Here is a 12,197-nt window from a genome sequence, read left to right on the forward strand (position 1 = left end):
GTCTGGTTCGACCGAAGCATCTATTTTTACCTGCATAAGCTGAATTCGGGAATGGCATACTATGGATCATGGATTGCTGTTCTACTGTCGAACTCACGTTACATCTCGAATCAATACATTTCCAACGACATGCTTCGTACCGATTGGACCCGCGCTGAAATCGCCGACATTTATAATTCGCCTGTTCTGGATTTAATTTACCGGGCAGCTACTGTTCACCGACAACATCATGATCCTCAGGAAGTACAGGTATGTACACTGCTTTCTGTCAAGACGGGTGGATGCCCTGAGGATTGCGCCTACTGCCCGCAGGCAGCTCGTTACCATACCAATGTGAAAGTGCATAAATTGATGGAGGTCAATGAAGTGCTGACGGCAGCACAGCGGGCTAAGGATACCGGAAGTACGCGTTTCTGTATGGGAGCAGCCTGGCGTGAAGTGCGTGATAATCGTGATTTCGATAAAGTACTGGAAATGGTACAGGGCGTCAACGAAATGGGGCTTGAAGTGTGCTGCACGCTCGGTATGCTGACCGAAAGTCAGGCGCAGAAACTAAAAGATGCTGGCTTGTATGCTTATAACCATAACCTCGATACCAGCGAAGAATATTATGGCGACATCATCACAACTCGTACCTACGATGATCGCTTAGACACACTGAGCCATGCCCGTAAGGCCGGAATTTCGGTTTGTTCGGGTGGTATAATCGGGATGGGCGAGTCGGATCAGGATAGGATTGGTATGTTGCACACACTGGCTACGCTGCCTCAACATCCCGAATCTGTACCTGTCAATGCGCTGGTGCCGGTAGAGGGAACGCCTTTAGAAGATCAGCCAAGGGTGTCGATCTGGGAAATGGTTCGGATGATTGCTACTGCCCGAATTATCATGCCGAAAGCAATGGTACGTCTTTCGGCTGGTCGCGTTCGGATGAATACCGAAGAGCAGGCTTTGTGCTTTCTGGCCGGAGCCAATTCCATCTTTGCCGGTGATAAACTCCTGACAACGCCTAACCCGGACGAAGATGCGGACCAGCAGTTATTCCAAACGCTCAACATCCGGCCCCGGAAAGCCTTCAAAAATGGCGATCAACCTGCCGTTGTGTTCGAGCAAATTCCGCTTTAATGCCTTGTGGCGATTTTGAGATTCCACATTAAAAAAGGGAGCCCAAGTTGTTTAGGCTCCCTTTTTTAATGTGGAACATGGCTGTTATAAGCGACGAACGTATTCATTTTCGTTGATCTTCTCGATGATCACTTCGGCTAACGAAGCTGCCCGTTCTTTCTTAACTTCTGCTTTATCTTTCGTTTCAACCGTTACGTTAATGATGTGGTTGTTGTACAGTACGTGCATGGCACCCGTTGTGGCGTCCCATACCGCTTTATCCCCAACATTCGGTACCGCTTCAAAATTACCTTTGCTAACAGCAGGAGCCGTCAGGTGAGGAGTTGCTGCAGTAACGCCACCATGAGTAGGCTGATGATCTTCGGTAGCAGGATGCTCCGAAACGGCTGAGTCGGCAACCATGGCTTCGGGATTCGTACCTTCCGAACTGTTGGTCATTTCCTGCTCGTGTACGTCGGCTACGGGCGCAGCCTGTGCGTCCGGTTTTCCCTGATACATCTTATCAAATTGGTACTCAGCCAGGAACGTTGACGAGTAAGGTCTTGCCCCACCAAATGATACAACAACTTTACTGCCTTCCCAGGCAAAATCACAGCCACCGTGTTCATGCCCTTCTTCCAGTTTGACGGTTTCGCCTAGGTTGAACGTATGGCGGACATATTCTTCACCCAGTATGTTACAGGGTTCGTCGTAGTTAAAATCAGAGGTGAGTGCAGCGAGGCCTGTAGGTCTTTTGGCCAAAATTGGGCTGGCATCCATTTGGCTGGCTGGATCGGAAGTGTCTGAGCCAGGGTTACTGCAGGCAAAGCACAGTACAGGTAAAGCAACTATCAGCGACTTTAGTTTCATGGTATGATTGGAGAAAAGCCAAAATTAGCGTTTTCTTAAATACCATCTTAAGGATGCCTATGTTTTTGCATGAGTGCAATCGGCTTTAACCCACTCTGCGTGGTAAGCACGCTGTCTAAAGTTGATCCGTTCTGTTACCGTCAGCCACCCGAATGATACCGCAAATGAGGGAGATCGGTGTTCGTTGCGTAGTTTTGTGACTGAATATACCTGTTCCATGTCTGCCATCGAAACCATTTTATTATCCCCCGGCCAAAAGGCTTATTTTGCTTCTGATTTTCACTTAGGTACACCTTCTCCCAGTCAAAGCCGTGAACGCGAACAGGCCGTTGTGGATTGGCTCGATACGATCCGTACCGATGCAGAGGTGATTTTTCTGGTAGGCGATGTGTTCGACTTCTGGTTCGAATACAAGCATAGCATTCCCAAAGGATTCGTTCGGCTACAGGGAAAACTTGCCGAATTGACTGATTCCGGGATAAAAATCATTTTTTTTACCGGGAATCATGACATGTGGATGAATGATTACTTTACTAAGGAAATGGGGATACCCGTCTATCGGGAACCACGGCGGTATGAAATCGGTGGTAAACGATTTTTGATTGGGCATGGCGATGGACTTGGCCCCGGTGATTTTGTTTATAAACGGCTGAAAACAGTCTTTGAGAGTAAATTGGCCCGGCAGCTTTTTCGGTGGGTCCACCCTGATTTAGGTATTGGACTGGCTCAGGCGTGGTCGCGCCGAAGCCGAATCAGCAATCAGAAGAAAGGGGAGGAGCAATTCCTGGGCGAAGACCGTGAATGGCTTATGCAATACGCTCGTGAGGTAGAGGCTGCCTCGCACCATGACTATTACATCTTTGGGCACAGACACTTACCGCTGGATTTGACCGTCAACAACTCTAGCCGGTATATTAATCTTGGTGAGTGGGTAGCCGCCAAAACTTATGCCGTGTTTGACGAAACCGGGTTACAACTGAAAGCCTGGAAGGGTTAATGGCAGTAGAGTTCTCCCTAAATGCTAGTTGTTATTGTCCTGTAAAATATCTTTTCGGGAGACGTTTTCGCGGGGGGCTTTATTGATTTCGTTGCGCCACTCCTTGTTCTTAAAATCCCCCCGCTTAACGGATCGAATAAAGTTAGCCCAAGCAAATGGGTTGGTAAAGGCAAACGTCGTGGCCGAACTACGCCCAATAAGGGACTCACGCCCAAAAAACTGCTGATTGACGAAGTTCTGGTGGTTGGCCAGCGCACTCATAGGCATCGTAGCTGCCTGGCGCATGATGGCTTCTGGGCTCGTATTTTTAGCTAAATTCTCGCGCTCTTTTTCGTCGGGTAGTTTCAGATTGACGAACGCTTCTTTGAATAGCTCCTCTGTAGCATACGGATACACCTTCACTTCTGCCAGAGTTTTTACATCTTCCTGCAACGCCACAACGGCCGAATACGTAAGGTCGGTTAAGCGACTCGGAATAATATGATACTGAGTACGGAAACCAACATAACTGAAAATAACGCTATCGCCCGGAAATACAGGCAAAGCAAAATAGCCGTTAGGAGCCGCTAAAACCCCACGCCCAGCTTTCGGAATATAAATATAAGCTCCAGGTAAAGGTTCGTTCGTTTTGCCTCCCGTTATAAAGCCAGTGAACGTTACCTGCCGGTCCTGTCCCTGGGCCTTTACGGATGAATAGAGTCCCGTTAAGGCAGTTAGCACCATAATCAGAACCAATAACGTCAATGACTTCTTCATAGACTCGCCAAATAAACTACAAAGTAAACGAGGAAAAGGCAGTATATGGTTTCGACTACCCGAATTTTAAGAAAGTTTGCCTGACAAATTTACCCATTCTGGACGATAACACATGAGAATGAATGTAATGTGAAGAGCTTTTTAAGAATTTTTAAATCATAAAGTTTTACCAATGAAGTTGACATAGTCGGTATAGCCAAGCCTGATAACTGAGTGGAAATTGAAGGAATTGCCTTCAGGGGAGTAAACTAAAAAAGCCCGGTTAGTCAGGCCGGGCTTACTACTTAAGACGCTTGAACTTGAGTAGCCGAAAAGAAAGTTTTTCTGTTTTTCAAGAGGTTTGTAAATGTATATACATGCGTACATGTCTGGCAATGGGCATTCTGCGGTATTTGAATGGGGTTTTTCTCGTACCTGATTAGGTAGAATTACAAACCCATGGATATCCTTTTGACTGTACATCACACAACTAAGTAAATTGGCTTTTTGGGTAGGGGAGGCTGGGGAAATAATTAAGTTAGTAGGATGAAAACCGTTACCTTTTAAGCGATCAGGTATCTAATTCATTACGAATTCATACACCTTTTTTAGTAAGAAGTACAGTTACGGTAAACGCAAACGCCCGGTTCATCTTGAAACCGGGCGTTTTTGTAGTCAGATGACTTTTTATAAACTGTCAAGCGTCAGGCGAACAGCTTTAAAAATGTAATAATGAATGGCGCTGCCAGCAAAAGCCCATCGAAACGGTCAAGAAAACCACCATGCCCCGGAATACTGCTTCCCGAATCCTTAATGGCAATGCTTCGCTTGAATAATGATTCAACCAGATCGCCATAGGTGCCCGTTACGACGATAATGGTTCCTACGCAGTACCATTGCCAGGGTTGTAGCTCGGTGGCATATAGGGCCAGACCTGAAGCAATAAGGGTAGCAGCAGCAGCCCCACCTAGGGCCCCCTCCCACGATTTTTTGGGCGATACCCGCTCAAATAATTTTCGCCGACCAAACTTTGTCCCAGCGAAATAAGCGCCAATGTCGCTGGCCCACAGTAAAAGAAGACATCCAGTGATAATCATCGGATGGAAGCCTCCTCCTCGGAGAGCGAGAATAATAAGCAGGGCGAAGGGCATAGCAACGTAGATGATCCCCAGAAAGGTGAAACCAATATTGGTGAATGGTTTCATATCGCGCTTTTTGTAAAGCTTTATCAGGAAGATCATCGACGAGGCCGGACAGATCAGAAAATAGTTGCCCATACCGATCTGGTCTGTTTCGATAAAGTAAGCCAGTACACAAATCATACTACCCACCAGCGTGCCATAGGCAGTAAGGGGCTCGAAACCATCCAGCCCCAACAACCGATAAAATTCGCGTTGGGTCAATGCACTAATCACGCAGAACAGGAGGGCAAATGTCCAATCAGCGTACCAGATCATGAATAAAATAAACGGAACTCCAATTACAGCCGCAATCACTCGCTGCTGAAGATTGGTCATATTAGCTAAACGTTGCTTCATTCTCTAAAATAACTTTGGCCAGAATGGCATCCTTGGCTGGTACATGAACCTCAACCTCACCTTTTCCCCACCCAATATTCGGATAACTGCTGCTTTGTTTATTAATAATAACTGCCGGAATATCGTGTTCCAGGAGCAACGCTTTCGCCAGTTCGGCCCGGTGAGGAAGGACGGTTGCGTATATGGATTCCCAATTTTCGTTCATTCTAATTGTTGACTTGTAGAGACGCCAGGTGTGGTCCCTCATGACCAGATGGTTGCTGCTGACGCACCAGAGACGCCAGGTGTGGCGTCTTTACGTTTGTACGGAATTATTTTTTCTGAAATAATATAATAGCCCAGTCGTAACGATAGCTCCTATCAGCGAGCCTAAAATCGGTACGGATTCTGTACTTTCGATGTTCATAGAGGTAACTTTCTGCTGATAAAGATAGACCATGAATACAGTAAACCCATTATTGACGAAATGGGCTAAAATTGGTACCCAAAGGTTACCTGACCATACGTACAGGTATCCGAACAGCGCTCCCAGGAGCATACGTGGGAAGAAGCCGAGAAACTGTACGTGAATGGCACTGAATAGCGCAGCCGCCAGCCAGATGCCTACGTGTACATTCCGCGTCCAGTAGATAAAGTTACGTTGTAGAATTCCCCGAAACAGAACTTCTTCGCCGATAGCCGGAATAACGGCTACTACCAGTATCGCAATAAGTAACTGCCCTGTCGATTGAAAGGTAGTCAGGTATTGTGTGAGTCCGTTCAGCTTCTTCTCCTGATCGCGCATCCACTGCTCAATAGGAGCCAGCGTTTCGGGTAAGTGCAGATTCTGATTCCACTCGATGATAAGTCCATCAAACGGCATAAACGCCAGGACAATCAGAACGACCAGACTAAAGCCTACCACAGCCGAAACAGGGCGATTATTAAACTGATTCCAGGAACGGCGCTCGATAAAATACCAGTACACCAGCGAAGGCAGCAGAAACGTGCCCATATGATTGACGGCCTGGAGTAGCATGAGTTCGTACCAGCTACCCGGCACCGATGTTGGGTTGGCGGCCAGCGACTGCAGATAATCCTGCGTTTTCTCGATATCCAGCCCACGGGTCATAGCCAGTAGGCCGAATAGTAAATACGTACTTACAACACCTCCCAGGAGGATAAAACCGACGAGCATAATCAGGCCGCCAAGCGTGGGAGGACGGGAGGTAGAGGTCTCTGAAGGGTGAACGGGTTGCATAATTTGTGTAAATATAAGGACGTATGGGGTACGAATGACGATGCATGGACCATCAGGCCTGGCAAATAACGGAACCAAATAAGCCTACAAATCGTAAATCTGTTATTATATGTTATAAATCAATACCAGAGTGGTCACGATTGGTACTATACAACTGCCGGATTTTCCGTTGCTACTGGCTCCCATGGAAGATGTCAGCGATCCGCCGTTTCGTGCGGTTTGCAAGGCGAATGGAGCCGATCTGATGTATACGGAATTTATTTCGTCGGAAGGCTTAATCCGGGATGCCGCAAAGAGTGTTCAAAAACTGGATATATTTGAGTATGAGCGTCCTGTCGGTATACAGCTTTTTGGGTCGGACGTTGAAACCATGGGTGAGTGTGCTCGTATTGCCAGTCGGGTCAGTCCAGACTTGATCGATATAAATTACGGATGTCCGGTGAAAAATGTCGCCTGCCGGGGAGCAGGAGCAGCCCTGCTTCAGGATATTCCTAAAATGGCGCGCATGACCGAAGCCGTTGTTAAGGCTACGCACCTGCCCGTAACGGTAAAAACCCGCCTGGGCTGGGACGATTCAACAAAAAATGTTGGTGAAGTTGCCGAACGGTTGCAGGATGTGGGTATTAAAGCGCTGACCATTCATGGACGAACCCGGGCGCAGATGTATAAGGGCGAAGCCGACTGGACCCTCATTGGCCGGATAAAAGATAACCCACGTATTCATATTCCGATCTTTGGCAATGGCGATATCGATTCGCCCGAAAAAGCGATTGAGTATAAGAATCGGTATGGTGTCGATGGCGTCATGATCGGTCGCGCCAGTATAGGTTATCCCTGGATTTTTAATGAAATAAAGCATTTTGCTAAAACTGGTCAGCATCTTCCGGCACCGACTATTGCCGATCGGGTAGCGGTTTGTCGTCAGCATCTGGATTTCTCAATTCGCTGGAAAGGCGAAATTGTTGGCCTTTTCGAAATGCGCCGTCATTACGCCAATTATTTTAAAGGGCTACCCGACTTCAAACCTTATCGAATGCGTTTGGTGACCACCGATTCCTATAGCGGAGTAAGTGCGGTGCTGGATGAAATCGCTGACTACTATTCCGAAGAGATTCTTTTAGCCTAGTAATAGGAGTGAGTAGTAGGAGAAAAACATGACTACCGAAGAGCCTGTTTTACGCTTGCAGAAACGCCCATTGATGGCCTGGGTATTGCTTGGTGCGCTGGCTTTGGTTTGGGGCAGTTCATTTATTCTGATTAAGCGTAGCCTGGGAGCTTTTCCACCAGAACAAGTAGCGGCTGGTCGATTGGTGTTTGCCTTTGTTTTCTTTCTTCCCTTTCTGATAAGGCAAAGTCGTCAGTCTGATGTTCGGGTAGCTGTTCGGCATCGGTGGCTGGCCTTGCTTGCGTCGGGTGTTGTTGGCTTTGTAATTCCTGCTTTTCTGTTTGCCGAAGCGGGTGCCCATCTGAACAGTTCTTTGGCCGGTGCCTTAAATTCGCTTAGCCCATTGTTTACACTGATTCTGGGTGGATTAGTTTTCGGGCAACCACTCCGAATCCGACAGGTAGCGGGTATTCTGTTGGGGCTGACCGGTTCGCTGCTGCTGGTATTTTTCAGTGCTACAGGTTCTTTTCAGTTTAATGGGTATGCGCTGCTGGTTGTGCTGGCTACGATCTGTTATGGTCTGAATACAAACCTGATCGGACGTTACCTGAGTCATCTGCCAGCGCTGGTATCGACGGCCTGGTTGTTTGCTTTTGCGGGCCCCATTGCCCTGCTTACGCTTATCCCGACGGATTTTCTGAGCCGGGTCGTTGACGTAAAAAATAACTGGTCACTAGCAGCTCTGGCCACGCTTGGGGTGTTTGGTTCCGGGCTGATGTCTATTTTCTTCAACCGAGTTGTGCAACTGGCATCCCCTTTATTTGCGGCTTCGGTTACGTATCTGATTCCCATTGTGGCGCTAATGTGGGGTGTACTGGATGGCGAAACCATTTATGCCGTGCAGTTTGCAGGTATGGGTATTTGCCTGCTGGGAATTTGGCTGGTGAATAAATAAGTTTGATGTTTGTAGTGTCTGGTGTGATGATGTGTCTGCCAACGCCAACCGTAAAAACGAATCCCTGTTATGTACACCGCTGCCCTACCCGATGAAAACACCTTCACGATTGATTTTATGTCAGGCAGTCCGCTGTTGAATGGAGAGCCATTCGTCTGGGACTTAGCTAAGTTATCCGATCGAACCTTTCATATTCTTCATCAGAATCGTTCTTACACTGCCGAAATCCTGGACCTGAACACCAAGGAGAAATCGGTAACCCTAAAAATTAATGGGCATATCCATCAGGTTCAGCTAAAAGACCGCTTCGATTTATTACTCGAAAAAATGGGCATGAGTAGTGCCGCCAGCACGAAAGTAAATGAGTTGAAAGCGCCGATGCCCGGACTGATCGTTGGGATACACGTACAGCCGGGTGATGCCATCAACAAAGGCGATAGTCTGCTGATTCTGGAGGCAATGAAAATGGAAAACGTGCTAAAATCACCTGGTGCCGGTAGCATCAAAACCATCCGGGTAGCCAAAGGCGATCGGGTCGAGAAGGGCCAGGTATTGGTAGAATTTTCCTGAGTAGGTATTTAGTAGGTATGGATACTCACTATACCCGTCGCCGTTTTCTGACTCAGACCGCTTTAGCCGCAGGAATATTGCCGGTATGGCCCGGAACCATTGCGGAGTCTATTCCGTACGTTCCAAGCGATGATGCTGTGGTGCCACCGATCCATATATTCTCGAAACATCTGCAGTTTCTGAATTACACGGACATGGCAGATGCGGCCGCCAGTATGGGCTTTGCGGGTGTAGATCTGACCGTACGGCCTGACGGACATGTGCGTCCAGAGCGTGTGGAAGATGATTTGCCAAAAGCCGTTGAAGCTCTTCGAAAGGCAGGACTTCCCCCTCGACTGATGACCACTGCGGTTGGCGATGCGACGAAGGCTACCGATCAACGTCTTCTGAAAACAGCCGCCAAACTTGGGTTTCAGACGTACCGAATGGCATGGTACCAATACGAAGAGAAACGTTCCTTGCCTGATTCCATTCTACACTATCAGAATCAGATTCAGGCGCTGGCAGAACTAAATAAAACCCTGAACCTGATTGGCTGCTACCAGAATCATGCCGGGGTACTGGTCGGATCAGACATCTGGGAGATATGGGAAATTCTCAGGAAAGCTAACCCTCAGCATATGGGCGTACAATACGACATTCGACATGCTACGGTCGAAGGTGGTACTGCCTGGCCAAATGGCCTTCGATTGATCCGGCCGCAGATTAAAGCCATTACGCTTAAAGATTTTCACTGGGCGAAAAAAGGGGATAAGTGGGTGGTACAGGACGTGCCGTTTGGTGAAGGCATGGTCGATTTTAAGACGTACTTTGCCTTTTTGAAAAAACATGTTGTAAATGTACCCATCACACTCCATATAGAGTATCCAATCGGTGGGGCTGAGCATGGAAATACCACGATATCAATACCTAAAAATGAAGTATTTACGGCTATGAAACGGGATATGGACCGAATAAAGACACTTTGGCAGGAGGCATAAAAAGTCAGGAAGGTCGAATTGGTAAAACAAACAAAGGATCAGAGAAATGAAGCCGCCCCGTAAAATCTCAGACCTTTTCTCTTTTTCTCTACTCTTCCCTTTACTCCCTTTTTCCTATCTTTGCCCGCAAAACTTCCCTTCATGACATCACAGACAAAGTATAAACGCATCCTGCTCAAGCTGAGTGGGGAGGCATTGGCTGGGCCTAATGGGTATAATATAGACCCGATCGTGCTTGAACAATACAGCAAAGAAATTAAACAAATTGTTGATCTGGGGGTGCAGGTCGCTATTGTCATTGGTGGAGGGAATATCTTTCGGGGCGTTTCAGGGGAGCGATCAGGCATCGACCGTGTGCAGGGGGATTACATGGGTATGTTGGCAACAGTTATCAACGCAATGGCTATTCAGAGTTCGCTGGAGAAGCACGGTATGTATACCCGTGTCATGTCGGCGATCAAAATGGAGCAGGTTTGTGAACCCTACGTCCGTCGCCGGGCTGTGCGTCATCTCGAAAAAGGCAGGGTAGTTATATTTGGGGCTGGAACGGGGAATCCCTACTTCACCACTGATTCTACGGCCGCATTAAGAGCCATTGAAGTAGAAGCAGATGTCGTCCTGAAAGGGACCAAAGTGGACGGTATCTATTCGGCCGACCCAATGAAAGACAAAACGGCTGTTCGGTATACGACGATTACCTTCGATGACGTTTACGAGAAGAAATTGAGCGTGATGGACCTTACAGCTTTTACACTTTGTCAGGAAAATAATCTGCCGATCATTGTCTTTAATATGAACAATCAGGGAAGTCTGCTTCGGTTGATTCAGGGTGACGACAGTGTCGGTACACTTGTTACGACTAAATTGTAATGATAGAATGATTAACTAGTTGAATGATTAAATATGTATCGCTACGATTATTCAGTCATTCAACTATTCACTCATTCAAAATTAAAAACTATATGGAAGAGATCGAGCTATTTCTCGATGATGCAAAGGACACGATGGAAAAGGCTCTCAAGCACCTGGCCATCGAGTTAACAAAAATCCGCGCCGGTAAAGCGTCACCCCAGATGTTGGATGGTATTCAGGTAGAATATTATGGGGCTATGACGCCCCTAAATCAGGTAGCTTCCGTAACGACGCCCGATGCACGTACGATTGCTGTCAAGCCTTTCGAGAAAAAACTGATCGGCGAAGTTGAAAAAGCCATCCGTAATTCGAACCTCGGATTGTCGCCGAGCAACGACGGAGAACTTATTCGCTTAAACATTCCACCGCTCACGGAAGAGCGTCGTCGCGACCTTGTCAAAAAAGTAAAACAGGAGGTCGAAGTCGCTAAAGTAAACGTTCGCAATATCCGTAAAGATACCAACGAAGACATCCGCAAGCTAGTAAAAGACGGGGTTTCGGAAGATGCCGTTAAAGTTGGTGAGGAGCGTGTTCAGAAATTAACGGATGCATTCATCGCCCGCATCGACGAGACGTTCGTGGCTAAAGAGAAAGATATCCTGGCCGTATAGCTTGCCCTGCTTGGTCAAAAAAGCCGACCCAATCACTAAGGGTCGGCTTTTTGGTGTAAACGACTGGATTACGTTCGCCAGTGATCCAGTCTATATAGTCCCTAATACTCCCTACAGGGCTATTTCGTTTGCCGAATAGCTGATTTTAAATAGTCTTTTGCTGTTCGGCTGATTAATTCGTCGTCAACATCGACCACGCGCGCTCCCCGGTGTTCGTATGGCCATACTTCGCCCGTCAGTACATCGAAGATACCATAGGGTAGTAAGTCATACTCTTCGTAACCCCAATACAAAAAATCAACTGCATCGGCGGAGTTATCGAACCCCACCGCGTAGCCTATTTCTGCCTGAGCGAAAACAACAATGTAGCGCATGCCCATATATACGGAGCGCAAATCATTTTGGTTGCGTCTTTTTATGTGACTTGGTAACGAATCGGTGGTCTTAAAGATGAAAGGGTTATCCTTTAATGAGCCTAGTTATGTTGAGTCTGCAGGTCTACATTATATGTGAATTTAGTAAAGGGTAGATGGGCGGGATTTTGCCAAACTAAAGAAATGGGCTCTTCCCATCAATAGGT

At 47.3% G+C, this 12,197-nt stretch carries 14 protein-coding genes; 8 read left to right on the top strand and 6 right to left on the bottom strand.

Annotated elements, in window-relative coordinates; translation table 11 throughout:
• Positions 1-129: 129 nt before the first annotated feature.
• Positions 130-1,125 carry a biotin synthase BioB gene (bioB, locus tag B5M13_RS13260; protein ID WP_080059915.1) on the top strand — a complete coding sequence of 332 codons (996 nt, stop codon included), beginning with the start codon at positions 130-132 and terminating at the stop codon, positions 1,123-1,125.
• An 84-nt stretch (positions 1,126-1,209) separates the two neighbouring features.
• Here the strand turns inward: bioB and B5M13_RS13265 are convergent, their stop codons facing one another.
• A complete protein-coding gene (locus B5M13_RS13265) occupies positions 1,210-1,974 on the bottom strand; it encodes a hypothetical protein (protein WP_080056126.1) in 765 nt (254 codons plus the stop codon).
• 217 nt (positions 1,975-2,191) lie between these two features.
• Between B5M13_RS13265 and B5M13_RS13270 the strand changes: the two genes are divergently transcribed.
• Positions 2,192-2,971, top strand: a complete 780-nt coding sequence (locus B5M13_RS13270) for a UDP-2,3-diacylglucosamine diphosphatase (protein ID WP_080056127.1) — start codon at positions 2,192-2,194, stop codon at positions 2,969-2,971.
• Positions 2,972-2,995: 24 nt separating this feature from the next.
• On the opposite strand, the gene B5M13_RS13275 is transcribed toward B5M13_RS13270, so the two are convergent.
• The 4 genes from B5M13_RS13275 to B5M13_RS13290 all read right to left on the bottom strand — a co-directional run bounded on the left by B5M13_RS13275 (position 2,996) and on the right by B5M13_RS13290 (position 6,421).
• Complete coding sequence (locus tag B5M13_RS13275; protein ID WP_080056128.1) at positions 2,996-3,727, bottom strand: carboxypeptidase-like regulatory domain-containing protein; 732 nt, start codon at positions 3,725-3,727, stop codon at positions 2,996-2,998.
• Positions 3,728-4,410: 683 nt separating this feature from the next.
• Positions 4,411-5,244 carry a phosphatidate cytidylyltransferase gene (locus B5M13_RS13280; RefSeq protein ID WP_080056129.1) on the bottom strand — a complete coding sequence of 278 codons (834 nt, stop codon included), beginning with the start codon at positions 5,242-5,244 and terminating at the stop codon, positions 4,411-4,413.
• The gene (locus B5M13_RS13285) at positions 5,225-5,449 is read right to left on the bottom strand and encodes a putative signal transducing protein (RefSeq protein ID WP_080056130.1); all 225 of its coding nucleotides are present in this window, start codon (positions 5,447-5,449) and stop codon (positions 5,225-5,227) included. The genes B5M13_RS13280 and B5M13_RS13285 overlap by 20 nt, the downstream gene beginning before the upstream one ends.
• Before the next feature lie 90 nt (positions 5,450-5,539).
• Positions 5,540-6,421: a CPBP family intramembrane glutamic endopeptidase gene (locus B5M13_RS13290; RefSeq protein ID WP_080059916.1), complete on the bottom strand. Its 882-nt coding sequence runs from the start codon at positions 6,419-6,421 to the stop codon at positions 5,540-5,542.
• Between the two features lie 193 nt (positions 6,422-6,614).
• Between B5M13_RS13290 and dusB the strand changes: the two genes are divergently transcribed.
• The 6 genes from dusB (at position 6,615) to frr (ending at position 11,617) form a co-directional block, all read left to right on the top strand.
• Positions 6,615-7,610, top strand: a complete 996-nt coding sequence (gene dusB, locus B5M13_RS13295; RefSeq protein WP_080056131.1) for a tRNA dihydrouridine synthase DusB — start codon at positions 6,615-6,617, stop codon at positions 7,608-7,610.
• A gap of 28 nt (positions 7,611-7,638) precedes the next feature.
• Complete coding sequence (locus B5M13_RS13300) at positions 7,639-8,544, top strand: DMT family transporter (RefSeq protein WP_080056132.1); 906 nt, start codon at positions 7,639-7,641, stop codon at positions 8,542-8,544.
• Between the two features lie 69 nt (positions 8,545-8,613).
• Entirely contained in the window at positions 8,614-9,114 is a 501-nt protein-coding gene (locus B5M13_RS13305) for an acetyl-CoA carboxylase biotin carboxyl carrier protein subunit (RefSeq protein WP_080056133.1), read from the top strand.
• A gap of 17 nt (positions 9,115-9,131) precedes the next feature.
• Positions 9,132-10,094, top strand: a complete 963-nt coding sequence (locus B5M13_RS13310) for a sugar phosphate isomerase/epimerase family protein (protein WP_080056134.1) — start codon at positions 9,132-9,134, stop codon at positions 10,092-10,094.
• Between the two features lie 141 nt (positions 10,095-10,235).
• Positions 10,236-10,964: a UMP kinase gene (pyrH, locus tag B5M13_RS13315; protein ID WP_080056135.1), complete on the top strand. Its 729-nt coding sequence runs from the start codon at positions 10,236-10,238 to the stop codon at positions 10,962-10,964.
• Positions 10,965-11,056: 92 nt separating this feature from the next.
• Positions 11,057-11,617 carry a ribosome recycling factor gene (gene frr / locus B5M13_RS13320; RefSeq protein ID WP_080059917.1) on the top strand — a complete coding sequence of 187 codons (561 nt, stop codon included), beginning with the start codon at positions 11,057-11,059 and terminating at the stop codon, positions 11,615-11,617.
• 119 nt (positions 11,618-11,736) lie between these two features.
• Here the strand turns inward: frr and B5M13_RS13325 are convergent, their stop codons facing one another.
• Positions 11,737-12,012 carry a hypothetical protein gene (locus B5M13_RS13325; RefSeq protein ID WP_245859990.1) on the bottom strand — a complete coding sequence of 92 codons (276 nt, stop codon included), beginning with the start codon at positions 12,010-12,012 and terminating at the stop codon, positions 11,737-11,739.
• Positions 12,013-12,197 lie beyond the last annotated feature (185 nt).

The sequence above is a fragment of the Spirosoma aerolatum genome, assembly GCF_002056795.1.
Taxonomy (GTDB): Bacteria; Bacteroidota; Bacteroidia; order Cytophagales; family Spirosomataceae; genus Spirosoma; species Spirosoma aerolatum.